Annotated in this window: 21 protein-coding genes and 2 pseudogenes; 12 read left to right on the forward strand and 11 right to left on the reverse strand. The window is 60.3% G+C overall.

The window, feature by feature from the left end:
- Nucleotides 1-14: 14 nt before the first annotated feature.
- The 8 genes from ACZZ0K_RS24390 (at nt 15) to ACZZ0K_RS24425 (ending at nt 10,745) form a co-directional block, all read left to right on the forward strand.
- On the forward strand, nt 15-1,313 hold the full coding sequence (locus ACZZ0K_RS24390) for an MFS transporter (RefSeq protein ID WP_252885034.1): 1,299 nt from the start codon (nt 15-17) through the stop codon (nt 1,311-1,313).
- 240 nt (nt 1,314-1,553) lie between these two features.
- Nucleotides 1,554-2,552, forward strand: a complete 999-nt coding sequence (locus ACZZ0K_RS24395) for a phosphate ABC transporter substrate-binding protein PstS (protein WP_016772480.1) — start codon at nt 1,554-1,556, stop codon at nt 2,550-2,552.
- A gap of 473 nt (nt 2,553-3,025) precedes the next feature.
- A complete protein-coding gene (locus ACZZ0K_RS24400; RefSeq protein WP_177327001.1) occupies nt 3,026-5,059 on the forward strand; it encodes an ABC transporter permease subunit in 2,034 nt (677 codons plus the stop codon).
- A gap of 16 nt (nt 5,060-5,075) precedes the next feature.
- On the forward strand, nt 5,076-6,746 hold the full coding sequence (gene pstA / locus ACZZ0K_RS24405) for a phosphate ABC transporter permease PstA (protein ID WP_016772481.1): 1,671 nt from the start codon (nt 5,076-5,078) through the stop codon (nt 6,744-6,746).
- Between the two features lie 93 nt (nt 6,747-6,839).
- Nucleotides 6,840-7,673, forward strand: coding sequence for a phosphate ABC transporter ATP-binding protein PstB (gene pstB / locus ACZZ0K_RS24410; RefSeq protein ID WP_041476597.1), 834 nt, complete (start codon nt 6,840-6,842; stop codon nt 7,671-7,673).
- A gap of 119 nt (nt 7,674-7,792) precedes the next feature.
- Nucleotides 7,793-8,554: a phosphate signaling complex protein PhoU gene (phoU, locus tag ACZZ0K_RS24415; protein WP_016772483.1), complete on the forward strand. Its 762-nt coding sequence runs from the start codon at nt 7,793-7,795 to the stop codon at nt 8,552-8,554.
- A 176-nt stretch (nt 8,555-8,730) separates the two neighbouring features.
- Entirely contained in the window at nt 8,731-9,663 is a 933-nt protein-coding gene (locus tag ACZZ0K_RS24420; protein WP_041476598.1) for a response regulator, read from the forward strand.
- Nucleotides 9,664-9,848: 185 nt separating this feature from the next.
- Nucleotides 9,849-10,745, forward strand: a complete 897-nt coding sequence (locus ACZZ0K_RS24425; protein WP_041476599.1) for a peptidoglycan DD-metalloendopeptidase family protein — start codon at nt 9,849-9,851, stop codon at nt 10,743-10,745.
- Nucleotides 10,746-10,852: 107 nt separating this feature from the next.
- On the opposite strand, the gene ACZZ0K_RS24430 is transcribed toward ACZZ0K_RS24425, so the two are convergent.
- The 3 genes from ACZZ0K_RS24430 to phoB all read right to left on the reverse strand — a co-directional run bounded on the left by ACZZ0K_RS24430 (nt 10,853) and on the right by phoB (nt 14,430).
- A complete protein-coding gene (locus ACZZ0K_RS24430) occupies nt 10,853-12,193 on the reverse strand; it encodes a hemolysin family protein (RefSeq protein WP_016772486.1) in 1,341 nt (446 codons plus the stop codon).
- A gap of 123 nt (nt 12,194-12,316) precedes the next feature.
- Nucleotides 12,317-13,603 carry a phosphate regulon sensor histidine kinase PhoR gene (gene phoR / locus ACZZ0K_RS24435; protein ID WP_231991049.1) on the reverse strand — a complete coding sequence of 429 codons (1,287 nt, stop codon included), beginning with the start codon at nt 13,601-13,603 and terminating at the stop codon, nt 12,317-12,319.
- A gap of 137 nt (nt 13,604-13,740) precedes the next feature.
- Entirely contained in the window at nt 13,741-14,430 is a 690-nt protein-coding gene (gene phoB, locus ACZZ0K_RS24440) for a phosphate regulon transcriptional regulator PhoB (protein WP_007896474.1), read from the reverse strand.
- Nucleotides 14,431-14,581: 151 nt separating this feature from the next.
- On the opposite strand from phoB, the gene ACZZ0K_RS24445 reads away from it, so the two are divergent.
- Nucleotides 14,582-14,965, forward strand: coding sequence for a COG4315 family predicted lipoprotein (locus ACZZ0K_RS24445; RefSeq protein ID WP_252877130.1), 384 nt, complete (start codon nt 14,582-14,584; stop codon nt 14,963-14,965).
- An 83-nt stretch (nt 14,966-15,048) separates the two neighbouring features.
- On the opposite strand, the gene ubiA is transcribed toward ACZZ0K_RS24445, so the two are convergent.
- Nucleotides 15,049-15,939: a 4-hydroxybenzoate octaprenyltransferase gene (ubiA, locus tag ACZZ0K_RS24450; protein WP_122506247.1), complete on the reverse strand. Its 891-nt coding sequence runs from the start codon at nt 15,937-15,939 to the stop codon at nt 15,049-15,051.
- Nucleotides 15,939-16,499, reverse strand: a complete 561-nt coding sequence (locus ACZZ0K_RS24455) for a chorismate--pyruvate lyase family protein (protein ID WP_252879118.1) — start codon at nt 16,497-16,499, stop codon at nt 15,939-15,941. Before ACZZ0K_RS24455 ends, ubiA begins: the two co-directional genes overlap by 1 nt.
- A 201-nt stretch (nt 16,500-16,700) precedes the next feature.
- Here ACZZ0K_RS24455 and ACZZ0K_RS24460 point away from each other — a divergent pair, with 201 nt between their 5' ends.
- The 3 genes from ACZZ0K_RS24460 (at nt 16,701) to ACZZ0K_RS24470 (ending at nt 18,502) form a co-directional block, all read left to right on the forward strand.
- Nucleotides 16,701-16,868, forward strand: a complete 168-nt coding sequence (locus ACZZ0K_RS24460) for a rubredoxin (RefSeq protein WP_003177199.1) — start codon at nt 16,701-16,703, stop codon at nt 16,866-16,868.
- A 20-nt stretch (nt 16,869-16,888) separates the two neighbouring features.
- Entirely contained in the window at nt 16,889-18,037 is a 1,149-nt protein-coding gene (locus ACZZ0K_RS24465; RefSeq protein WP_252882879.1) for an NAD(P)/FAD-dependent oxidoreductase, read from the forward strand.
- Between the two features lie 189 nt (nt 18,038-18,226).
- A complete protein-coding gene (locus ACZZ0K_RS24470; protein ID WP_003213368.1) occupies nt 18,227-18,502 on the forward strand; it encodes an HU family DNA-binding protein in 276 nt (91 codons plus the stop codon).
- A gap of 103 nt (nt 18,503-18,605) precedes the next feature.
- Here the strand turns inward: ACZZ0K_RS24470 and ACZZ0K_RS24475 are convergent.
- The 6 genes and pseudogenes from ACZZ0K_RS24475 to tssI form a co-directional block, all read right to left on the reverse strand.
- Nucleotides 18,606-18,767: pseudogene (locus ACZZ0K_RS24475) on the reverse strand (phosphatidate cytidylyltransferase); the annotation flags it as partial.
- 44 nt (nt 18,768-18,811) lie between these two features.
- On the reverse strand, nt 18,812-19,432 hold the full coding sequence (locus ACZZ0K_RS24480) for a hypothetical protein (RefSeq protein ID WP_143497966.1): 621 nt from the start codon (nt 19,430-19,432) through the stop codon (nt 18,812-18,814).
- Between the two features lie 26 nt (nt 19,433-19,458).
- Nucleotides 19,459-21,789 carry a lipase family protein gene (locus ACZZ0K_RS24485; RefSeq protein ID WP_150742879.1) on the reverse strand — a complete coding sequence of 777 codons (2,331 nt, stop codon included), beginning with the start codon at nt 21,787-21,789 and terminating at the stop codon, nt 19,459-19,461.
- Entirely contained in the window at nt 21,786-22,571 is a 786-nt protein-coding gene (locus tag ACZZ0K_RS24490; RefSeq protein ID WP_150742880.1) for a hypothetical protein, read from the reverse strand. The genes ACZZ0K_RS24485 and ACZZ0K_RS24490 overlap by 4 nt, the downstream gene beginning before the upstream one ends.
- Nucleotides 22,568-23,416: a DUF4123 domain-containing protein gene (locus ACZZ0K_RS24495; protein WP_258707355.1), complete on the reverse strand. Its 849-nt coding sequence runs from the start codon at nt 23,414-23,416 to the stop codon at nt 22,568-22,570. Before ACZZ0K_RS24495 ends, ACZZ0K_RS24490 begins: the two co-directional genes overlap by 4 nt.
- Nucleotides 23,413-25,436 (reverse strand): annotated as a pseudogene (gene tssI, locus ACZZ0K_RS24500) (type VI secretion system tip protein TssI/VgrG). The gene ACZZ0K_RS24495 and the pseudogene tssI overlap by 4 nt, the downstream one beginning before the upstream one ends.
- Nucleotides 25,437-25,852: the final 416 nt, after the last annotated feature.

Consider the following 25,852-nt stretch of genomic DNA (forward strand, 5'->3'; position numbering starts at 1 on the left):
GAGAAGCCCTTGCCATGACCACAGCGCCTTCGAGCCTCGCGCAGCCCGAGCAACCCGCACGACCGTTGACCCGCAATGACTACAAGACTCTGTCGCTGTCCGCCCTCGGCGGGGCGCTGGAGTTCTACGATTTCATCATCTTCGTCTTCTTCGCCACCGTCGTCGGCAAGCTGTTCTTCCCGGCCGACATGCCCGAGTGGCTGCGCTTGATGCAGACCTTCGGCATCTTCGCCGCCGGCTATCTGGCGCGTCCTTTGGGCGGCATCGTCATGGCGCACTTCGGTGACCTGCTGGGGCGCAAGAAGATGTTCACCCTGAGCATTTTCATGATGGCCGTGCCGACGCTGATCATGGGGCTGCTGCCGACCTACGCGCAGATCGGCATCTGGGCACCGATCCTGTTGCTGCTGATGCGGGTGATCCAGGGCGCCGCTATTGGCGGTGAGGTGCCGGGGGCGTGGGTCTTCGTTTCCGAACACGTACCGCAAAAGCACATCGGTTATGCCTGCGGCACGCTCACCAGCGGCCTGACTGCCGGCATCCTCCTCGGCTCGCTGGTCGCCACTGCGATCAACAGCATTTATACGCCAGCCGAAGTGTCGGATTACGCCTGGCGGATCCCGTTCCTGCTCGGCGGCGTCTTCGGCCTGTTCTCGGTGTACCTGCGCCGCTGGCTGCACGAGACACCGGTGTTCGCCGAACTGCAATTGCGCAAGGCACTGGCCGAAGAAGTGCCGTTGCGCGCGGTGCTGCGTGACCATCGCGGCGCCATCGCGATTTCGATGCTGCTGACCTGGCTGCTCTCGGCTGGCGTCGTCGTAGTCATCCTGATGACCCCGACCGTGCTGCAAACGGTCTACCACTTCTCGCCAACCACGGCGCTGCAGGCCAACAGCCTGGCCATCGTCTTCCTCAGCCTCGGCTGCATTGGTGCCGGCGCATTGGCCGACCGCTTCGGCGCCGGTCGCGTTTTCGTCTTTGGCTGCCTCGGTCTGCTGATCAGCTCCTGGACCTTCTACCACAGCCTCGCCGACCACCCGGACAGGCTGTTCCCGCTGTACGCATTGACCGGTTTGCTGGTCGGCACCATCGGCGCGGTGCCGTACGTGATGGTAAAGGCGTTCCCGCCGGTGGTTCGCTTCAGTGGCTTGTCGTTCTCGTACAACGTCGCTTACGCGATCTTCGGTGGCTTGACGCCGATGGTGGTGAGCCTGCTGCTGAAGGAAAGCGCAATGGGGCCTGCTTACTATGTGGCAGTGCTGTGCGGGATGGGGATTCTGGTAGGCGCCTGGCTCTGGAAGAAGGGGCGTTGATTTTCTCTCCCGCCTGATCGTTCCCACGCTCCGCGTGGGAATGCATCCTGTGACGCTCCGCGTCACGTCTTAAATGCGGACGCAGAGCGTCCATGGCTGCGTTCCCACGCAGAGCGTGGGAACGATCTGTCGCGACATGCTGGCCTTTCATCCAATTGTCATATTTCAGCCATAGAGTGTTCACACGGCCTGCTGATACTTGGCCCCGACTTAACACACCCTATCTGCTAGGAGTAAGGCATGAAACTGAAGCGTTTGATGGCGGCAATGACTTTTGTCGCTGCTGGCGTTGCGACCGCCAACGCGTTCGCCGCTGTTGACCCTGCTATCCCGAGCTACACCAAGACCACTGGTGTGTCGGGCAACCTGTCCAGCGTCGGTTCCGATACCCTGGCCAACCTCATGACCCTGTGGGCTGAGAACTACAAAAAAGAATACCCGAACGTCAACATCCAGATTCAGGCCGCTGGCTCCTCCACCGCGCCACCTGCACTCACCGAAGGCACCGCCAACCTGGGCCCGATGAGCCGCAAGATGAAGGACAACGAACTGCAGGCTTTCGAACAGAAGTACGGCTACAAGCCGACGGCGATCCCGGTTGCCGTGGATGCCCTGGCCGTGTTCGTGCACAAGGACAACCCGATCAAGCACCTGACCATGGCTCAGGTCGATGCGATCTTCTCCTCGACGCGCCTGTGCGGTGCCAAAGCTGACGTCAAGACCTGGGGTGACCTGGGCGTGACCGGTGACCTGGCCAACAAGCCGGTCCAGCTGTTCGGCCGTAACTCGGTGTCCGGCACCTACGGCTACTTCAAGGAAGAAGCCCTGTGCAAAGGTGACTACAAGCCAAACGTCAACGAACAACCAGGTTCGGCGTCGGTGGTGCAGTCGATCAGCAGCTCGCTTAACGGCGTCGGCTACTCGGGCATCGGCTACAAGACCGCCAGCGTGAAAACCGTAGCCCTGGCCAAGAAAGAAGGCGGCGAGTTCATCGAAGACACCGAAGAAAACGCCCTGAACGGCAAGTATCCGCTGTCGCGTTTCCTCTACGTTTACGTCAACAAAGCCCCGAACAAGCCTCTGGCCCCGCTGGAAGCCGAGTTCGTGAAGCTGGTGCTGTCGAAACAGGGCCAGGAAGTGGTAGTGAAAGACGGCTACATCCCGCTGCCAGCCAAGGTTGCTGCCAAAGCACTGGCTGACCTCGGTCTGCAAGAAGGCGGCGCGGTCGCCAAGAAGTAACACCCTGAGGCCGGCCTGACGCCGGACTCCTGTGGGAGCGAGCCAGCTCGCGAAGGGGCCGTCACATGCACCATCGATGTGACCGACCCGACGCTCTCGCGAGCAGGCTCGCTGCCGCAACCACCAAATTTTCGACTCCGCTGCCGGATCTTCCGGGTGGCGGATTTGCTGCGTCACTGCATTGTCATCTTTCTGTCATACAGGATCGCTAGGGTGTGCGCATGAATGATCTGGCCAATTCCCCAATGACTACGACTTCCCCTCCCAAGCGCATTGACTTCAATACGCCTGAGCTGCAACGCAAGCGCCGCATTCGCGCGCTCAAGGATCGCTTCACCCGTTGGTACGTCCTCGTCGGCGGCCTCGCGGTGCTAGCGGCCATCACCCTGATCTTCTTCTTCCTCGCCTACGTCGTTGCGCCACTGTTTCAAGGTGCCGACCTGACCGCGAAAGATTCGATCACCCCGGCCTGGATGCAGGACGCCGGCAAGCCGCTGATGATCTCGCTCGAGGAGCAGAATCAGGTGGCCATGCGTGTATCCGACAAGGGCCAGGCACTGTTCTTCGATCTCGACAGTGGCGCTGAATTGAGACGTGTCGAACTGCCGCTGCCAGCGGGCGCTACCGTGACGTCCATCGGCGAAGACCAGCCGGGTCATCCGCTGGTGGCCGTGGGCCTGTCCAACGGTCAGGCGCTGGTGTTCCGTCACACCTATAAAGTCAGCTACCCGGACGGCAAGAAAACCATCAGCCCGGCCATTGAATATCCGTATGGCGAGGCGCCAATTGCGCTGAACGAAAGCGGCGGCGCGCTGGAGCATGTCAGCCTCAATGCCACCGACTCGACGCTGATGCTGGTCGGCTCCACCGGCTCGCAACTCAATGTGCTTTCGCTGACCAGCGAAGAAAACATGATGACCGGCGAAGTCACCAACGAGCAGACGCGCATTGATCTGCCGCAGATGACCGAGCCTGTGAAAAACATCTTCGTCGACCCGCGCCAGCAGTGGCTGTACGTGGTCAACGGGCGTGCCCAGGCCGATGTGTTCAGCCTGCGCGACAAGAGCCTCAACGGTCGCTACAAACTGCTGGAAAACGCTGACGCCGAAGTCACTGCGACCACGCAACTGGTCGGTGGCATCTCGCTGATCGTCGGCGACTCCAAGGGTGGTCTGGCTCAGTGGTTCATGGCCCGCGATACCGACGGCGAGCTGCGTCTGAAGCAGATCCGCACCTTCCAGATGGGCACCACGCCGATCGTTGAAATCGCTGCCGAAGAACGCCGCAAAGGCTTCCTCGCCCTTGATGCCAGCGGCAAGCTCGGCGTGTTCCACAGCACCGCGCACCGCACGTTGCTGGTCGATCAGGTGGTTGAAGGCCAGGGCCTGTTCGGTCTCTCGCCACGCGCCAACCGGGTGATCGTCGAAGCCGGCGGCAAGCTGCAGCCGTTGCTGCTCGACAACCCGCACCCGGAAGTATCGTGGAGCGCGCTGTGGAGCAAGGTCTGGTACGAGAACTACGACGAGCCTAAATACGTCTGGCAATCGACCGCCGCCAACACCGATTTCGAACCGAAACTGAGCCTGTCGCCGCTGACCTTCGGCACCCTGAAAGCCGCGTTCTACGCCATGCTGCTGGCCGCGCCACTGGCCGTCGCCGCTGCGATCTACACCGCGTACTTCATGGCCCCGGGCATGCGCCGCAAGGTCAAACCGGTGATCGAACTGATGGAAGCGATGCCGACGGTGATCCTCGGTTTCTTCGCCGGCCTGTTCCTCGCGCCGTACGTAGAAGGCCATCTGCCGGGCATCTTCAGCCTGCTGATGTTGCTGCCGATCGGCATTCTGGTCGCCGGTTTCACCTTCAGCCGCCTGCCTGAATCGATCCGCCTGAAAGTCCCGGACGGTTGGGAAAGTGCGCTGCTGATTCCGGTGATCCTGTTTGTGGGCTGGCTCTCGCTGTACATGAGCCCGTTCATGGAGAACTGGTTCTTCGGCGGCGACATGCGCATGTGGATCTCCCATGACCTGGGCATCACCTACGACCAGCGCAACGCTCTGGTGGTCGGTCTGGCCATGGGTTTCGCGGTGATCCCGAACATCTACTCGATCGCCGAAGACGCCGTGTTCAGTGTGCCGCGCGGCCTGACCCTGGGTTCGCTGGCCTTGGGTGCGACGCCATGGCAGACCATGACCCGCGTGGTGATCCTGACCGCCAGCCCGGGCATCTTCTCGGCGCTGATGATCGGCATGGGCCGTGCGGTCGGCGAAACCATGATCGTGCTGATGGCCACCGGCAACACCCCGGTCATGGAGATGAACCTGTTCGAAGGCCTGCGCACCCTGGCCGCCAACGTCGCGGTGGAAATGCCCGAGTCGGAAGTCGGCGGCAGCCACTACCGCGTGCTGTTCCTCTCGGCGCTGGTGCTGCTGCTGTTCACCTTCGTCATGAACACCCTGGCAGAACTGATTCGTCAGCGTCTGCGCAAGAAATACTCGTCGCTTTAAGCAAAGGTAGAAGTCTGTGAAACAGAACTCCCTGAAAGGATGGTTCAAGAGCGGCGCCCCGGGCGTCTGGATCAGCGGTGGCGCGGTGTCCATCGCGGTCATCATGACCATTGGTCTATTGGCGGTGATTGCCGTGCGCGGTCTCGGTCACTTCTGGCCGGCGGACCTGATCCACGCGCATTACGACGTACCGGGCCAGGCCAATCACCTGGTGATCGGCGAAGTGGTGCAGAAAGAAGAAGTACCGCGCGCGCGTCTGAAGAGCGCCGGTCTGCCGGTGCCGGACGAAGGTCCGGAATTCATGACCCGCGAGCTGATCAAGGTCGGCAACCGTGACTTGAACGGTAACGACTTCACCTGGATCGTCGGCGAGTGGCTGACCAAGCAGACCACGCCGCCAGAATTGATGGCGATCGAGCGTCGCGAGTGGGGCAACTTCTACGGCTACCTGGTCAACGTCAAACAGGATGGCAAGGTCATCGCCGAAGGCGAGGCCGCTTGGCCTGAACTGCAAGCGCGCATCGATCGGGTGAACGATCTTGCTGCTCAACTGAAGACGCTGGAAAAAACCGACATCGGCGCAATCAATGCCGGCCTCGAGCGAATCCGTCTGCACGGGCGCAAACTCGAGCTGGAAGGCAAACTCGACGCCACCGCACAAGCGGACATGGAGTCCGAGCGCGCCGAGCTGGACGCGCGCTACAAAGACATCGAAGCACGTCTGTCTGATTTGCATGCTCAGTTCAACCGCGACGCCTTGACCGCCCGTGACGCCAACGGCAAGGAAATCGAAATCGGTCTGGGCAAAGTCGTGCATGCCTACCAGCCAAACGGCATGAGCACCTTGACCAAGGTTGGTTTCTACTTCAGCAAGATCTGGGAATTCCTCTCCGACGACCCGCGTGAAGCGAACACCGAAGGCGGGATCTTCCCGGCGATCTTCGGCACCGTGATGATGACCCTGATCATGGCGATGATCGTCACCCCGTTCGGCGTGCTGGCAGCGGTGTACCTGCGCGAATACGCCAAGCAGAACACCCTGACTCGCGTCATTCGTATCGCGGTGAACAACCTCGCCGGCGTACCGGCGATCGTTTACGGCGTGTTCGGTCTGGGCTTCTTCGTTTACGTACTGGGTGGTTCGGTCGACCGCTTGTTCTTCCCTGAAGCACTGCCGGCGCCGACCTTTGGTACGCCGGGCCTGCTCTGGGCCTCGCTGACCCTCGCGCTGCTGGCAGTGCCGGTGGTGATTGTGGCGACCGAAGAAGGTCTGGCGCGGATTCCTCGTACCGTGCGTGAAGGTTCGTTGGCCCTCGGCGCGACCAAAGCGGAAACGCTGTGGAAAATCGTTATCCCGATGGCCAGCCCGGCCATGATGACCGGGATGATCCTCGCCGTGGCCCGCGCCGCCGGTGAAGTGGCGCCGCTGATGCTGGTGGGTGTGGTGAAACTGGCGCCGTCGCTGCCGGTGGACGGCAACTACCCGTACCTGCACCTGGACCAGAAGATCATGCACCTGGGCTTCCACATTTATGACGTCGGCTTCCAGAGCCCCAACGTCGAAGCAGCCCGCCCGCTGGTGTACGCCACGGCGCTGCTGCTGGTGCTGGTGATCGCGACGCTGAACCTGTCGGCGGTGTATATCCGCAACCACCTGCGCGAAAAATACAAAGCACTGGATAGCTAAAGCCATTAGCCACAAGCGGCAAGCTACAAGCCGCTTTTGCTCAAACTTGCAGCTTGCAGCCAGAAGCTTGCAGCTACGAACGGAGTGAGACCCATGCAGCACGAAACACACAGCCACGGCATCAACATGTCTGCCCTGGGCCGCGACAAGCAGAGCCTCAACCTGGCGCAGGAAACCGTCGCCATCGAAGTGCCGGGCCTGAGCCTGTACTACGGCGACAAACAGGCACTGTTCGACGTCAGCATGAACATCCCGAAGCAGCGTGTGACCGCGTTCATCGGCCCGTCCGGCTGCGGTAAGTCGACGCTGCTGCGTACCTTCAACCGGATGAACGATCTGGTCGACGGCTGCCGTGTCGAGGGCGCGATCAACCTGTACGGCAACAACATCTATCGCAAGGGCGAAGACGTTGCCGAACTGCGTCGTCGCGTCGGCATGGTGTTCCAGAAGCCCAACCCGTTCCCGAAGACCATCTACGAAAACGTGGTCTATGGCCTGCGCATCCAGGGCATCAACAAGAAGCGCATCCTCGACGAAGCCGTTGAATGGGCGTTGAAAGGCGCAGCACTGTGGGACGAGGTCAAAGACCGCCTGCACGACTCGGCCCTCGGCCTGTCCGGTGGTCAGCAGCAGCGTCTGGTGATCGCGCGCACCATCGCGGTCGAGCCGGAAGTGCTGCTGCTCGACGAACCTTGCTCCGCTCTCGACCCGATCTCGACGCTGAAAGTCGAAGAGCTGATCTACGAGCTGAAGTCCAAGTTCACCATCGTCATCGTTACCCACAACATGCAACAGGCGGCACGGGTGTCCGACTACACCGCGTTCATGTACATGGGCAAACTGGTGGAATTCGGCGACACCGATACTCTGTTCACCAATCCGGCGAAGAAGCAGACCGAAGACTACATCACCGGTCGCTATGGCTGATTGGAGCAGCTGCACGCCGCAAGCTTCAAGCGGCAAGAAATAATTGGTGCGATATCAGGACTTATACATAACTGCTTGAAGCTTGCAGCTTGAAGCTTGCAACTTTCGCGGAGCGAACAATGATTTCCAAAGAAGGCCTTACCCATCACATTTCCGCGCAGTTCAACGCTGAACTGGAGGAAGTGCGCAGTCACCTCCTTGCCATGGGCGGGCTGGTCGAGAAGCAGGTCAACGACGCGGTCACGGCGCTGATCGAGGCCGACTCCGGCCTGGCTCAGCAGGTCCGTGAGATCGACGACCAGATCAACCAGATGGAACGCAACATCGACGAAGAATGCCTGCGCATTCTTGCCCGTCGTCAGCCGGCAGCCTCTGACCTGCGTTTGATCATCAGCATTTCCAAATCGGTGATCGACCTCGAGCGTATCGGCGACGAAGCCACCAAGATCGCCCGCCGCGCCATCCAGTTGTGCGAAGAAGGTGAAGCGCCGCGCGGTTACGTCGAGGTTCGTCACATTGGCGACCAGGTGCGCAACATGGTTCGTGATGCGCTGGACGCCTTCGCGCGTTTTGACGCCGATCTGGCCTTGTCGGTGGCGCAGTACGACAAGATCATCGATCGCGAATACAAAACCGCTTTGCGTGAGCTGGCCACCTACATGATGGAAGACCCGCGCTCTATCTCGCGGGTGCTGAGCATCATCTGGGTCCTGCGTTCACTGGAGCGCATCGGCGATCATGCGCGCAACATCTCCGAACTGGTGATCTACCTGGTGCGCGGCACCGACGTGCGCCACATGGGCCTCAAGCGCATGAAGGAAGAAGTTGAAGGCACAAGCGCTGAAACCGCTAATGTTCCGGGCGAAGCTGACGATAAGTAAGATTGCCTGAGAAAAGCGCCCGGCCCTCTGGCCGGGCGTTTTTGTTTCTGCTTTTCAGAAGCGGATTCGTATTAAAAGCAGCACCCGCGAACGAAAAGTCCCGGCGTGACTGAAGAGTTTTGGCAATGTGCCATCAGCCAGCGTTATGCTTGCCGGGATTTTAATAGGGGTGTTGGATGAGCAAGATCAGTGTGTTGGTCGTGGACGATGCTTCGTTCATTCGTGACCTGGTGAAAAAGTGCCTGCGTAATTACTTCCCGGGGATCCGCACCGAGGACGCCATCAACGGCAAAAAGGCCCAGGCGATGCTGGCCAAAGAGGCTTTCGACCTGGTGCTGTGCGACTGGGAAATGCCGGAAATGTCCGGCCTCGAACTGCTGACCTGGTGCCGCGAGCAGGACAACCTCAAGACCATGCCGTTCGTCATGGTCACCAGCCGTGGTGACAAGGAAAACGTCGTGCAGGCGATTCAGGCCGGCGTATCCGGTTACGTCAGCAAGCCGTTCACCAACGAGCAGCTGCTGACCAAGGTCAAGCAGGCACTGAACAAGGTCGGCAAGCTCGACACCTTGATGAACAGCGCGCCGACCAAGATGAATTCGGCATTCGGCAACGATTCCCTGAGCGCACTGACCGGCGGCAAGCCTGCCGTGGTCGGCGGCGCTGCGGCCAGGCCTGCCGCTGCTGCACCCGCTCCAGCCGCTGCGCCGTCGCGCGGTTTGCTCAACAGCCCGCCAGTTCAGGCGCCCGGTGCATCCAAGGCGCCGGTGGGCGGTCGTGGTCAGGGCCAGTTGCGCCTGCCGAGCGGTACTCAGCAATGCGTGATCAAGGCCTTGAGCATCAAGGAAGCCCTGCTGGTGGTGAAGCGCACCGAAACCCTGCCGCAGATCCTCGACAGCGCCGTGCTCGATCTGGAGCAGGGCGACAACGCCGAGATCGCGCGGCTCAATGGTTACCTGCACGCCATCGTCGCCCACGAGCAGAAAGCCGACAGCGACTGGCTGCAACTGACCTTCCGCTTTGTCGACCAGGATGCGCAGAAGCTCGACTACATCTCGCGCCTGATCGCCCGGGGCACGGCGCAGAAGCACTTCGTGCCCGGCGCGTAACCGCAGCGGCCCAAAGATCGCAGCCTTCGGCAGCTCCTACAGGGGAACGCATTCTCATGTAGGAGCTGCCGAAGGCTGCGATCTTTTGCTTTGTGTGCTGGCCATTTTGAAACATCTGTCGACTAGCCTGGTCTGTCTCAGCTGCTAGGCTGATTCCCAGGCCTTCCTTCGACAGACTTTTGCCCATGCTCGCGCGCCTGCTGTTTTTCTGCGGTCTCTGCCTGGCCTCCCAGCTGGCGATGGCCATGACCATCTACAAATCCACCGATGCCAACGGCGTGGTCTCGTACAGCGACCGCCCGAGCAAAGGCGCAAAGGTTTTCGTGTTTCAGGACCGTATGGTCGAGCGCCTCGACCGCCAGGTGTACCTGGACATCAAGAAGCAGAAAGGCGTCGACGTGGTGTTTGCGCGCAACGATTTGTACGCGCCGGTCGAGGTTGCCCTGGCCTTCATCGGCACGAGCAATGTGCGCGGCGTGCCCGCGCGGGCGATCCGTCGCGTGCTGCCGCCGCGCAGCAACACACGGCTGGCGCTGCTGACGGCGATCAGCCGTGACCAGCCGCTGGTGTATTCGCCGCAGTTCCAGTATTCGCTGGGCGACCCCGCAGGCACCGCACAGAGCTATCGCTATCCGCTGCCCTGGCGTGGCGGGCCGTTTCGCCTGAGTCAGGGCGCCAACGGCCAATACAGCCACTACGGGCCGAAGAACCGCTACGCCATGGACATCGCCATGCCGGTGGGCACGCCGATCATCGCCGCGCGAGCGGGAGTAGTGGTGAAAACCGAGAATTCCCAGAGCGGGCGCGGTACCGATGCCTCCGGCAATTTCGTCCGGGTGCTGCACGACGACGGCACGATGGGCGTGTACCTGCATCTGAAACAGGGTTCGGTGAGTGTGCGCGAAGGCCAGCGGGTCAAGGTCGGCAGCCCGCTGGCGCTGTCGGGCAACACCGGCAACAGCAGCGGCCCGCACCTGCACTTCGTGGTGCAGCGCAATACCGGAGAGGGGCTGGTGTCGATTCCCTATCAGTTCAACCAGCCACTGGGAGCCTTGCCCAACTTTGCGTTGGGCAAGCAATAGAGCAAAAGATCGCAGCCTGCGGCAGCTCCTACATGGGAATGCGATCCCTGTAGGAGCTGCCGAAGGCTGCGATCTTTTGGCAGGCAACGCGGTTTCCCGCATTGCACTCAATCCAGCATCAACACCTTGGCCAGGACAATCTTCGGCCCTTTCATCTTCTTTATGATGATCCGCAGGCCTTCGACTTCCAGCACTTCTTCCTCTTCCGGCACCCGTTTCAGGGTTTCGTAAACCAGCCCGGCAAGGGTTTCCGCTTCGATGTGATCGAGATCGATGCCCAGCAGACGTTCAACCTTGAACAATGGCGTATCACCGCGCACCAGCAGCTTGCCTGGCTGATAGGCGAGAATGCCGCGCTCTGCCTTGCGGTGCTCGTCCTGAATGTCGCCGACCAGCACTTCCAGCACGTCTTCCATGGTCAGGTAGCCGATGATGTTGCCGTCAGCCTCCTCGACCACGGCGAAGTGCGAGCCGCCCTTGCGGAACTGCTCCAGCAGTTGCGACAGCGGCATGTGCCGCGAGACGCGCTCCAGCGGGCGGGTCAGCTCGGCCAGGTTGAACGACTCGGGAATGTGGTCCAGCGCGGCCAGTTCCAGCAGCAGATCCTTGATGTGCAGCAGGCCGACGAACTCCTGGCGCTCGCTGTCGTACACCGGATAACGGCTGAACTTGTGGCGACGGAACATCGCCAGGATTTCCTTCAGCGGCGCGTTGAATTCGAGGGTGATCAGGTCTTCGCGGGAATTGGCCCAGTCGACCACTTCCAGCTCGCCCATTTCCACCGCCGAAGCCAACACGCGCATGCCCTGATCGCTCGGATCCTGGCCACGGCTGGAGTGCAGGATCAGTTTCAGTTCTTCGCGGCTGTAATGGTGTTCATGGTGCGGGCCGGGTTCACCTTGCCCGGCGATACGCAAAATCGCGTTGGCGCTGGCATTAAGCAGGTAGATCGCCGGGTACATCGCCCAGTAGAACAGGTACAGCGGCACCGCCGTCCACAGCGACAGCAGCTCGGGTTTGCGGATCGCCCACGACTTGGGCGCCAGCTCGCCGACCACGATGTGCAGGTACGAAATGATGAAGAACGCGGTGAAGAACGACACGCCTTTGATGATCTCTGGCGAGTCGACGCCGACTGCGCTCAGCAGCGGCTCAAGAATATGCGCGAACGCCGGTTCACCGACCCAGCCCAGGCCAAGGGAGGCGAGGGTGATGCCGAGCTGACACGCCGACAGGTAGGCATCGAGCTGACTGTGCACGGTGCGCAGGATGTGTCCGCGCCAGCCGTGTTGTTCAGCGATGGCCTCGACCCGGGTCGAGCGCAGTTTGACCATGGCGAATTCCGCTGCAACGAAAAAACCGTTGAGCAAAACCAGGATCAGAGCAAAAAGAATCATGCCGAAGTCGGCAAAAATGGTTGCGAGGGACAAGCCAGGGGAAGGGTCCATGATGGAGTTTTGCGGGTTCCGTGTGATTCGAAAGTAGGGAGAAACAGCGCCTGAAAGGCAGGCACAAGTCAGCCAATGTAGCGGCTGACCGTGCGATTGCCTAGTGGCGTGTGCCGGGCGGCATCACTCGGCGGCGCTGATCGCCCGTGCGCTGGCCACCTGAGCCGGGGCGAAATGGCAGGTGAACGTGCTGCCGTGGCCGGGCACGCTGCTGATCTCCATGCGCGCGCGGTGGCGCAGCAGCACGTGCTTGACGATGGCCAGGCCGAGGCCGGTGCCGCCCGTGTTGGAGTTGCGGCTGGAATCGACGCGGTAGAAACGCTCGGTCAGGCGCGGCAGGTGTTTGCTGTCGATACCGATGCCGGAATCCTGCACGCTCAGGTGCGCGCCCTGATCGTCGCCCCACCAGCGAATGCGGATGTTGCCCTCGGCGGGGGTGTACTTGACCGCGTTGAACACCAGATTGGAGAACGCGCTGCGCAACTCCGCTTCGCTGCCCTTGAGCAGCACTCCGGCATTGGCCTCGAGGCTGATGCGCTGGTTCTTCGCCCCGGACAACTGCTGCGCATCGCTGGTGATCGATTGCAACAAGGTGTCGATCTGCACCGGCTGGTTGTCCGACGGGTAATCAGTAGCCTCCAGCTTGGCCAGCAGCAACAGGTCGTTGAGCAGTGTCTGCATGCGCCCGCCCTGTTGCTGCATCTGCTGCAGGGCACGGCTCCAGCGCGGGTTCACTTCTTCGACATTGTCCAGCAGGGTTTCCAGATAGCCGCAGATCACCGTCAGCGGTGTGCGCAGCTCGTGGGAGACGTTGGCGATAAAGTCCTTGCGCATCTGTTCCAGCTGATGGATGCGCGTCACGTCGCGGACCAGCATCAGGTGTTCATTGTTGCCGTAGCGCGTCAGGTACAGCTGAATGCGCACGCGATCGTTGGTCGGCGAAGGGATTTCCAATGGCTCGGCAAAGCTGTCCTGCTCGAAGTATTCCTTGAAGCGCGGATGGCGCACCAGGTTGGTCACCGGTTGGCCGCTGTCCTGCGGAGTCTTCAGGCCGAGCAGGGTTTCAGCGGCGCGGTTCCACCATTCGAGATTGCCGTCGCTGTCGAGCATGATGACTGCATCTTTCAGCGCGGCGGTGGATTCCTGCACCCGGTCGATCACCGCTTGCAGACGCCCGCGCACCCGTTGGTCGCGGCGTTGCAGGTGATAGATGCTGTCGAACACCTCGCCCCACAGACCATAGCCATCGGGCGGCGCTTCGTCGGGTTGGTGCTGGCGCAGCCATTCGTGCAGACGCAGCAATTGCTTGAGCGTCCAGGCCAGATAAAGCCCCAGACCCGCCGCGAGGCTCCAGCCGTAATAGCCGGTGATCAACCCGATCACCAGACACGCTGTGACCAGCAGCAACATGTGGCGAATCAGGGTGCCATGCCAGTTTTGATTCACAGAGGCGTCCTTAGCCGCAGCGTCAAGTTTCAAGCTACAAGCTGCAAGTCAGAGCGGCTCGCTGTTTCTTGCCGCTTGTAGCTGAAAGCTTGCAGCTGCTTTCATGCTTTTGTGGAGAACCGGTAGCCGGTGCCGCGCACGGTTTGTACCAGATTTTCGTAAGCGTCGCCGAGGGCCTTGCGCAGGCGGCGGATGTGCACGTCGACGGTGCGCTCTTCGACGTAGACGTTGCCACCCCAGACCTGGTCAAGCAACTGGCCGCGGGTGTAGGCGCGTTCCTGATGGGTCATGAAAAATTGCAGCAGGCGGTATTCGGTCGGGCCCATCTCGGCGGGTTTGCCGTCGATGGTCACGCGGTGGCTGATCGGGTCGAGCAGCAGGCCGCCGACTTCGATCGGCGCTTCGCCATCGGTCGGTCCGGCGCGGCGCAGCACAGCCTTGAGGCGGGCGACCAGTTCACGCGGGGAAAACGGTTTGGTGATGTAGTCGTCGGCGCCGACTTCCAGGCCCTGGATCTTGTTGTCCTCTTCGCCCTTGGCGGTGAGCATGATGATCGGGATGTCCCCGGTCAGCTCGTCACGCTTGAGGCGCCGGGCCAGTTCGATGCCCGAGGTGCCGGGCAGCATCCAGTCGAGCAGGATCAGGTCCGGTTTGCGGTCGACGATGATGGCGTGAGCCTGCTGCGAGTTCTCTGCCTCGAGGCAGTCATAGCCGGCCATTTCCAACGCCACGGCGATCATTTCGCGAATGGGCGCTTCGTCGTCGACGATCAGAATGCTCCTGCCAACCATGCCTTAATCCTCTTGTCATTTAACTGTCTTGCGCCGCATTAGATAACGGAATTATTGCAGTCGTGTGACAGTATTTCAGGCCCGCAACATTTGCACCCATCCTCGACTAAGCTCTAAGTCCGAATCCTGACAACCACAAAAGAAGGTTTCCATGACTCAGATGACTGCTTCGTTCAAAGCCCTGCTGATGGCCGCCGCCCTGACATTACCGGGGCTGGCCATGGCGGCCGATCCGGCGATGGAGAAGGACGGCATGTACACCGACCACAAGGGCATGACCCTGTACACCTTCGCCAAGGACTCCGCTGGCAAGTCCGCGTGCAACGACAAGTGCGCGGCAAACTGGCCGCCGCTGATGGCGCAGGCGGGTGACAAATCCATGGGCGACTGGACGGTGATCAAGCGTGACGACGGCACGATGCAATGGGCCTACCAGGGCATGCCGTTGTACACCTTCGTGATGGACAAGAAGGCCGGCGACATGACCGGCGACGGCAAAATGGACGGCGCGTGGAAAGTCGCCAAGGCCAAATAACGCAAAAGATCGCAGCCTTCGGCAGCTCCTACACTGGAATGAGTAGGACCTGTAGGAGCTGCCGCAGGCTGCGATCTTTTCAGTCAGCGCAGTGCGTAATCCAGCACGATCCCGACAAATATCGCCAACCCTGCCCAGTGGTTGTGCAAGAAGGCCTGGAAGCAACGCATGCGGTCCTTGCTGCGTGTGTACCAGAACTCCCACGCATAACACCCCGCAGCCACCAGCAGGCCGAGGTGGAACCAGATCCCCAGCTCGAACTTCGACCCGGCCAGAATCAGGCAGCCCAATGACAGCGCCTGCAAGCTGAGGATGATCACCCGATCCGCCTCGCCAAACAGAATCGCCGTGGATTTCACGCCGATCTTCAGATCGTCATCACGATCGGTCATCGCGTAATAAGTGTCGTAGCCCACCGTCCACAGCAGGTTGGCAATCCACAGAAGCCACGCCGCCGCTGGCAACTCGCCGGTCTCGGCGGTAAAGGCCATCGGCATGCCCCAGGAGAACGCCGCACCCAGCACCACCTGCGGGTAGTAGGTGTAGCGCTTCATGAACGGATAAGTGAACGCCAGCGCCAGACCGCCGAGCGACAGCCAGATCGTCGGCGCATTGGTGCACAGCACCAGCAGAAAACTGATGCCCATCAGCACGGCAAAGAACACCAGCGCTTCCTTCGAGCTGATCCGGCCAGCAGCAAGCGGCCGTTGCGCGGTGCGTTTGACGTGGCCGTCGACCTTGCGGTCAGCCCAGTCGTTGATCACGCAGCCGCCGGCACGGGTCAGCACTACGCCAAGAACAAAAATCACCACGTTGGCCAGCGACGGCGAGCCCTTGCCGGCAATCCACAATGCCCACAATGTCGGCCACAGCAGCAGGTAAATGCCGATCGGCTTGTCCATGCGCGTCAACTGAACGAAATCCCAGGCGCGCGGGTTCAGACGGTTGAGGGACTTGAGCAGGCTTTGATACATCAGCAGTTCTCCGGATGGGCGCGGGCGGCGTCCCACAGGCTCGGCAGGAAGATTTCCGCGACCAGCACGCTCAGCGCGCCACGGTCGAAACGCGAGCGCCGGCCCCACAGGTCAGGGGCTTGCACCGCTGGCGGCAACCATTGTTCGGGGTAGCGGCAGACTTCGATCGCGCGGCGCTGGAACGCCTGATCACAAAACAGCAGTTCACCCAGCGAGCGGCTGCCCAGTTCATCCATGTGCAAACCATCACCTTGCAGAGCCGCCCGCGAGGCAACGCTGCGGGCGAACACCCAGGCCTCACCATGGCCGCGCAAATACACTTCGCGCACCCAGCCTTCGCTGCCCTCGGCCAGATCCAGCGCCGCGCATTCATCAGCGCGCAGGGTGTCCCAGCCTTCGAACAGCGGCGACACGCTGAAGCCATCCTCGGACAAACGGGTCAAACGGCGGGTCAGCGAACCTTCGTCGAACAACCAGTCCAGCGTCAACGGATCGGGGCGGGGCGTCAGGCGGTCCTGGGTCAGCCAGAGCGGGGCGGGGCAGGCATTTGAATGTTGCACAATGAGTCATTATTGGCCGCAAATGAGGCGGCGAGCTTACCATGGCGGGCGACAGGATCGAGCGGCGCCGGCTGCCGTTGCGCCGAACAGGCTTGCATCTGCCCGGCACCCTCAGTACAAAACGCCCTGAGCCGGATGGCAACGCAGCACCCATCGACCGTCCGCGCCGGCACTACGCCTGAACCCTGAGGAAGTACCTGAATGAAGAAGTGGCAATGTATCGTCTGTGGCCTGATCTATAACGAAGCCGATGGCTGGCCGGATGACGGCATCGCGCCGGGCACCCGCTGGGAAGACGTCCCGGCAGACTGGCTGTGCCCCGACTGCGGCGTCGGCAAGATGGACTTCGAAATGATCGAAATTAACTGAACACAACCAAGGAGTAAGGCATGAGCGCACCAGTCGTCATCATCGGCACCGGGCTTGCGGGCTACAACCTGGCCCGCGAGTTTCGCAAGCTCGACAGCGAAACCCCGCTGCTGCTGATCACCGCCGATGACGGCCGCTCTTACTCCAAGCCGATGCTCTCCACCGGCTTCGGCAAGAACAAGGATGCCGACGGCCTGAGCATGGCCGAACCCGGCGCCATGGCCGAGCAGTTGAAGGCCGAAGTGCGCACCCACACGCGCATCAGCGGCATCGATGCCGGCCACAAACGCTTGTGGATCGGCGAAGAAGCCGTGCCCTATCGCGACTTGATTCTGGCCTGGGGCGCGGAAACCGTGCGTGTGCCGATCGAAGGCGACGGCGGGGAACTGGTGTTCCCGATCAACGATCTGGAAGACTACGCGCGCTTCCGTGTCGCAGCGGCGGGCAAGCGTCGGGTCTTGGTACTCGGCGCCGGGCTGATCGGCTGTGAATTCGCCAATGACCTGATCCTCGGCGGCTACGAAGTGCAACTGGTCGCGCCGTGCGAACAGGTCATGCCAATGCTCTTGCATCCTGCCGCGGCGGCGGCCGTGCAGGCCGGGCTGGAAAGTATCGGGGCGAAGTTTCACCTCGGCCCGGTGCTGACCCGGCTGGAGAAAGTCGCCGATGGCCTGGAAGCGCACCTGTCCGACGGTCAGATCATCCCGTGCGATGTGGTGGTCTCGGCGATCGGTCTGCGCCCGCGCATCGATCTGGCAGCGGCTGCCGGCGTGCAGGTCAATCGCGGCGTGATGGTCGATCGTTACCTGAAGACCTCCCACGCCAACATCTACGCCTTGGGTGACTGCGCCGAAGTCGACGGGCTCAATCTGCTTTACGTGATGCCGCTGATGAGCTGCGCGCGCGCTTTGGCGCAAACCCTCGCTGGAAACCCGACTGCGGTCAGCTACGGGCCGATGCCGATCACCGTGAAAACCCCGGTGTGCCCGCTGGTGGTTTCGCCGCCGCCACGGGGCAGCGAAGGCATTTGGAGCGTCGAAGGGCAGGGCGCCGACGTCAAAGCGCTGTGCCACGGTGCCGACGGTCAGTTGCTCGGTTACGCCCTGACCGGCGGGGCGGTCATGGAAAAACTGGCCCTGAACAAACAGCTGCCGCCGCTTCTGGCGTAAATGCCGGTCGTTCTGTCGCAAACACCGCTCTTTCGCCCCGACAAAGGTCTTGGGGAGACTGGCGCCGCCGTTGGCGGCGTGCCATTCTCACTCCGTCTGCCGCAGAGTAGAGCCTGCGGCGCCTTGGGCGCTGTTCCAACGAGAACAGCACGGACATAACAACAAAAAACCGTCAAAGGGGCTTCACTAATGCGTAAACCAGAACTCGCCGCTGCAATCGCCGAAAAGGCAGACCTGACCAAAGAACAGGCCAACCGCGTCCTCAACGCCGTCCTCGAAGAAATCACCGGCGCCCTGCACCGCAAGGACAGCGTGACGCTGGTCGGCTTCGGCACCTTCCTGCAACGCCACCGCGGCGCCCGCACCGGCAAAAACCCGCAGACCGGCGAACCGGTCAAGATCAAGGCCAGCAACACCGTGGCGTTCAAGCCAGGCAAGTCGTTGAAAGACAGCGTCAATCCTTGATGGCGGCGTGCTCTCCTGAATGACGGGGAGAACCGCGAATGAGAAATGGGCACACCGATTGCGGTCGGGTGCCCATTTTTTGTGGTTGGAGCATTCGTCTAGATCAGACGGAGAAGAAGTAACGCGTCAGGTGAAAGAAGAGCGGTGCCGCGAAGCATATCGAGTCCATCCAATCGAGGATTCCGCCGTGACCTTTGATCATTGTGCCCCAGTCCTTCGCGCTCAGACTGCGTTTGATAGCGGACATGACCAAGCTGCCTAGCCAGCTTGCGGCAGTCATTGGGACTTAAGCATCGGGCAGCACGCCGACTACTCGGTCATCCGAACTGTTAATCGCAATGGCTTATCCTGGAATTGCTCAATTCGTAGCCTGCCCAAAATTTCATCGTTCGTACTCTGCCCTTTGCATACCAATTCATATTTGAAGACTTTACTTAACCGGGAGTCCGCATACTTACACTCGACTGAAAGCAAGTTCTCGTTCGACCCATGCTCGTCCAGTGGTTCATCTGCCAGGTCATTAATATGTATCCAGACGGCGCTTAAGCCAAGTTTCTCTGGATCCTCAGTCATGTCCATGATCCAGATCTTGATTTCGCTGAGGAGCGTGAGACAGCCCCCAATGCTGGGAAGTAATTTGACGTTGAACTTGGCGGTCTGCGCAGTGGGTTGCCAAGGTTGTTTAAATTTTTTGACTCCAAGGTTGGGGTCTCTTGCGTAGTTTTCTGGCGCGTAACAGTAATATGGGGAAAACGGCTGATAGTACGCTTCGGCGGTGACGCTAAAATTCGCAGGGATGTCCATGTTCAGTGTTGCCGAACTGGAGAACGAATTGCATCCAGTTCCAAATATTATGAAGCTGGCCAATAACAAAGCGCGGATCGAGTGCGTTGCAGTGACGAAGTTTAACTTGGGGGACAACGAGAGCATCGGTACTTCCTTGTTGACTGATTAAGTTAAATGAACGAATCAATATCCAGCCGAAACGGCGCGCCAACCGCATGCCCTCCGGTCATCGCGGCGATAGCGGCATCGTGGTCTTCAGCGGCTGGCGGAATCATCGCCAGTTGCTCCTGAACCAGGTTTTCAGGGTGGGCGTTCCAGCGCAGCAGACTTTCCTCGACCCATTCGGGCTGGTCGGCATAGCTGCCGTAAACGTCGACCTCGGTGACCCGTTGACTGCGCAGCGCTGTCAGGCGGGCCTTGGTCATGCTGATCTTGTCTATTTCCTGATTGAGCATCAGCGTCTTGTGCGCGCGCTCCTGCTCTCGCACGTAAGAACGGTGGTTGTTTTGCAGATCGCGCTTAACGGCCCGCAGCTGTTGCTGAATATTCTCCAGCGCGCTGCTGATCCACTCGAATTCGCGATTGGTCACCAGCGAACGCTTGAGCTGCAGTGCTTCCTGCCAACGGCGCAAGCTGGCCCAGCAGCCGGGGATGTAGCTGCCGACCATTGAGTGGTGACCCCGGTCGAACAACTGCCGCAGAAACGATCCGCGTTCGGGCAAGCCGTTGGTAGCGCGCAGGGCCTTGGCGCAGCCGTGATCGACGATCGTGCTGCAACCCGGCTCCCAGAGAAGGGAGGATCGGTGGTCCTTGTCGAACTCAACGGGCATGAAATGGCGCAAAGCACCGTGATGCCCATAGTCGTCGCCAAAGAAATTGATGATTCCCCAGATCAGCAGGCCGAGGCCGGCGACCGGGGTGAAGCCCAGCACCACGGCGTTGGTTGCGTACATCGGCCCAGGCTTGGCAAAGGTGTTCATCCAGGTCGCCGGCACGCTCGGTACCGGATCGTTCTGATTGACGATGCGGTGATGCACCAGCGATCTGGCGCTTTCGATGAAGGTGGTGTCGCCGGCGCGGGGGGCGCCGTAGGTGTAGAGCACGATTTGCGGGGAGAACTCCAGGTTGCGTCTCAGCATCTCGGACAGGATCAGTGCAACTGCACCGCCCAGACTGTGACCCGTGATCAGCAGCTTTTGCCCGCTGTAGAATTTTTCCAGATAAGTCACGATAAATGGATAAGCCGCCAAAGCGCCACCGTAGAAACCGCGGTGCACTTTGCCTTCGCCTTCGGCAAAGGGAACCTGATAGGCATCGCCGTCACGCCGGCCGTCGGGCCAGATCTCACTGGTACCGCGTACGCTGATCAGGATCAGTTCGTCGTGGTGGCAGATAAAGGCCTGGGTATCAGTACTGTTGTCTTTGTTACGGTCATCGAGACAGTGCAACTTGGCCGGGTGTTCTTGTTCGTCGCCCAACGCGGGGTCATTCACTTCGGGGTAAAGGTTCGGGTCGAACGGCACCACCTCCAGGCGTTTCGAATACGGCACGTCTTCGTACAGTGGGTAGTATTTCTGCGTTTGCGAGTCATCGACCTTCCACAACTCATCGAACTGCGGTAGCGCGTGGCCGAACCAGTTGCCGCTGCTGGGCTGTAGCGGAAAGCTTACCGTGTCGGTCTGCACCGGTTGAGTGTTGGGTTGCTGTCCGAAATCGGTGTAGCTCAGCGTCGCCATCACCGACAGCTGATAAAGGTTGAGCGCGCAGAACGCCTCGCCTGTCGACAGCATTGGCCGTAGCGCTCTCATCGGCCGTACTTCCAGCACATGGTGTTTGTTCGGCAGCAGCGCGACGCCCTTGGGCGGTGGCGGGGAAAACCCCAGTTCGACGGTGGCCATCTCCGCCGCACTCAAGATTGTGTGCAGTCCGCCATCCGCAGAAGTTTTATCGACGAGCGTGAAGTCTCTGGACTTCGCCGCCGATCGCATGAGCTTGTGCGCCGCCCTCTTCGGAGGGTCGCGACGAGCAACCAGTGGTGGCAGGTGGGCGATGTGCTTTACCAGTTCACTGACTTCGACCTGACAGTACGCGTCGGTTTCGGGCAGGTCCTTGGCGGGGTTTGCCTGGGTGCGAGTGCCTGTTTTGTGGAAGAAGCGGGTTTTTTCGGCGCGGACCTGGAGTTCGGTGATGGGAAGGGGATAGTGGGGGCGCTTTTGCAAAAATGTGTAAGATTTTTCGCTGCCTTGATAGCGGCTCTTCAATTTGAGTACTAGCGGACCGCAATAATGATCGTCGATCTTTGCAGATCCAGTCGCATCAAGTTTTCCGCTATGGACCGTGTCTTCGTAATCAATCACTTCGTAAGACAGACCAGCGTATGGCTTACCGTCGCCGAATTCGTCCACTAGCTGGAAGCTGGTACGATGGCCGCGTTTAGGGCAGGCATGTATGTCGCCCTGCATGAAGCGCAAATCGGTCGCCGAGGGAGTCTCAATGTTCATGGTGCCCCTTGCTCCGTGCATCCCGGATAGATGGTGCAAACCCGCCCATCGACCATTTTAAAAGTGCTGAAATTTGTGTCGTTGCCGTAGCAAAAGGCGTATTGATCCTCGAAGTTGTCACCCATACAGCGCTTCCAGCCGCGGGGTACTTTGATCCAGGTATCGCCGATGGCTGGAAGTTCTTCACTTGCCAGCCTGACCTTCAGCGTCACCTTTTTGCCCTCAAGTTGAGTCAATGTGTACGCCGTGGAAGGTCTCGTTCGCAGCACGTTTCCCTGTGCGTCCATGTTTTTGCAGGTCAGCAGTTTGATCAGGGAACGATGTGGACCGACGGTGCGGAATGACCACCTGCATTCACCATAAAACTCCCCTGCACCGTCCTCGTTGAAAGTGCCCTTTAGTCGTTCCAGCAAATCTGGACGTACGAAAATCGAGGCGTAGTCCATGCTGAAGTTGCTTCGGCCTTTTCCATAAAAGCCGATGACCTTGATTTCCACTTTGTTGAGCGCCAACGGACAATCGCTGACGGTTTTGTACAACTCGATTTCCGCAGTGCTTACATATTCCATGGTGGGTTTATTGAAGCTCACCCAGAAATCCGGCTTTCCTGGCACGCGGCAGGTTTCACCCGCTGCGGGCAGGTAGATAGCCTTCAGCTCATATTTGAATCCAGGCGGAAAATCCGGAACAAACGTAAACGTGTTCGGGGTCTTCACCGTCGTACAACCCACCAGCAATCCCAGGCAACCACTCAGCAGCAACCCTCGTTTCAAGTGCCTCATCGACCTACCTCTCCCTGCCAATACAACGCTTCCTGATATACCCGCTCAAAATGCATCGCCGGATCTTCACCGGGTTTGGGCAGCCATGATTTGCCTGGCCGATATCCCGGTAAATGCAAACTGCGGGTCAGCAAGAAATGCACTTGCTCCGGTTGTTGCCAGCCCCACAAGTGCGTCAGTTGAATCAGGCCCCACAGCCACTCATCGACGTCGAGCTGTTCGGCCAGCGTGGCCATGGCTTCGGTGTGTTCGCCGACCAGGTAACGGCGGGTGTTGTCGAACAGCACGTTGGCGTAGATCAGCTCCGGGGTCGGCGTGTGCAGCCACGGCGGATCCATCGGCAGCGGATGGTGGCCGGGGTCCGGGTTGTCGATCGCGTTCCATCGCTCTGCGTGCCAATAGCAGACGCTGTTGAATGGCCCGAGAAACGCCGCGCGGTGCTCGGGTTGCAGGTGCGCCAGCGCACGTCCCAGAACCCGGTTGTCATGCACGCGGTACACCGCCTGATTCGGGCGTTCGCCGGTTATCAGGCGCTCGCGCCAATGCGCCGCCAGCAGATCAAGTTCGACGTGACGGGCACTGGCAAGCCAGCCCCAATTGCGCTCGGGCGTGGCGAGCAAGGTCTGGATGGCGAGATGCTGCGCCGTATCGATTTGCAACAGTAGCGGGCCGGTCGGCACCAGCGACTCGGCCGGCGTGCCGCTGTAGAGCGGACGAAACCACTCGGTTCCGAGGTCGCGGGTCAACGCAGCGTGCTCTGCGCTGTGGCCGTCGGTGTCGAGCATCAGATACAGTTCGCAGCCGGCGCGGGACTGAGCGTGCAACCATTGTTCGACCGGGCTCATGCGACTTCTCCCAGCTCGCACTGACCCGCTGCGCAGGCTTCGCACAGCGGGCAAAAATCCGCTGCCTGCTGGCGGGCGCTGTTGACGATCGACAGCGGTGTGGCGCTGCTCGGAAGAACCAGGCCAGCCTCTGCCTGTAGCGGTTGTAGCGGTGCGAGACCCGGCAGTGGCGCGCCGCCCTGAACGATGGGCACGCTGCTGAAAATCCCGCCGGCATTGATCACGACGTGATGACCGCCCGCTGACAGCGTCAGGCTCATGCCGGCATCGATCACCACGTTGCTTGCCGTGACATGCGCCTGCTGGCCGGCCTGGATCACCAGAGCGCCCAGGGTCTGGCTGCTGGTGCCGCTGACCTGCAACAAGTCATCGGCGTTGATCACGGTGCTGCGCAGCCCTTGATGAGTGCGCGAATCCCTGCCCTCGATGAGACTGGTGCTGTCATTGCCGACATGCTCATGGCGGTCGCGAGTGATCAGGCTGCGGCTGTCGTTGAGGATCAGTTGCTCAAGGTCGCGCTGCGCGCGCAGGTAGATCTTCTCCTGCCCGGCGCGATCCTCGATCGACAATTCGTTGTAGCCGCCATTGCGCGGCGAACTCTGGCTGCGTAATACCGTGCGGGTTTTACTCGCCGGCAAGGGATGAGCGACGGCATTGACCTTGTTGGCGACGCAGCCGGTAATCAGCGGTTGGTCCGGGTCGCCTTCCTGGAAGGTCACGACCACTTCCATGTCGACCCGGGGAATGGTCACCGCACCGAATCCGTCACCTGCCCAACTGGACGCTACGCGTAACCAGCAGCTGCTTTTTCGCTGTTGCGTTCAGCGCGATCCCAGGGAAACTCGACACGAACCCTGCCGTATTCATCACAGAAGATCTCTTCTCCGGGAGGCCCGGTAACGCGCGCGGTCTGGCAGACCAGCAAGGGCCTTGGCGCGGGCAAAGGCGGACGGTAAACCACCTCTGCGGGAATGGCCCTGAAGGTATTGCGGTAACCCTGGGAAAAACCATCGGCAGGTTTCGCCTCGCTGCTGAAAGCCTCTTCGAGCACCGCCGGTTGCTTGCCTTCGTGACTGAGACTGACCAGCAGCCACAACTCGTTGCAGTCGGCCCTAGGATGTTCGCTCAGCTCGAACAGGTGACCGCTGCGCAAAATCGGCTGATTGCTTTTGCCTTCAATCCATTGATAGTCGCTGCGATGGCGCTCCAATGCCTGACGCGCCAGCTGTTTGCCGTGCTTCTCGGACTTGATCAGCAGTGGATAGCGATAGTCCTCCAGAGCCGGCGTGAACTCGGCGGTGAAGCGGCTTTCCAGCAGCAGGCTTGGGCGCTTGAGGTCATAGTCGCGGCGGGTGACGGTGCTGGTACGGGTGTTGAAGCCCATGGTCAGGTGGTTGACCACCGGGTGTTCGGCAACCATGCCGCTATCAACCCGAAAGGCTGTCGTACCCAATTTGGGTGCGAACACCGGGCTGTCGCTGAACACCAGCAAGTGCCTGTCGAGCGAATGCTGGTGGTGCCAGGCAATACCCTCTTCGGCGCACAGACGCTGAATGAACAGGAAGTCGCTTTCGCCGTATTGCGTGCAGTACTCACGAGGCTCACCGGCGGCGACATTGAACGTGAAGTCATCGGCCTGGATGCCATGGCCTTTGAGGACTTGCGCGATGATCTGCGGCACTGTCAGTTGCTGAAAAATCCGCTGGTCGTGGCTCATTTGCAGATAATGCAGCGCCGGTACCAGTGACAGCTCATAGCGGGTCAGGCGCTTTCCCGATTCGCCGAGCATGACATTTTCGATCCGCCCGTGAATGCCTTCGCCCGCTAACCCGAATTGCAGAAAAGCAGGCTGGCTGAGCAGGCTTTCCAGATCGAAGTCCGCGTACTCGCTCACCAGCTCGATGCGAAATGCGTACAGCTGACTGATCGCTTCGGTGCCAGTGAACGCGAGCACCTTGAAGTCGTGACGAATGGCCGGGATATGCAGTGAGAATGGCGCGCAGTGGCCTTTGCCGAACATGGGCTTGTCCTTAAGCAAAGTGAGTCAAAGCGCGATACCGCCCTCCCTGATCGCCGCGCATGAAAAGTTGCCAGGGCAAGCTAGCGGCGCGGCAAACCAATTGATGTAAGAAGTATCCCTGAAATTTGTCAGAGTATTCCGGTGTGGAAGTCTTGGTTGGAATGCGAGAAGTGTCTGTAGGACGCGGCTCGGATAACTATCGAAGTGCCAGTATTTGCCGGGGGAGTAAAGTTTCAGAATAATGAAATGCCATCATTATAGTGGCACTTTTTGCATTGATCGTTGTCGCTGCAAACTTCTCGATGGAACCCGGTCATTTTAGGAAGTGTCCTACTTCTATTTTTTTGAATTTGGCATGCTGCACGCCGCTCGAGGGTGCGGGCGTCAGGTAAACTCGCCCGGCTGCGGCCGAGGCT

This window comes from Pseudomonas sp. AC255, assembly GCF_979258175.1.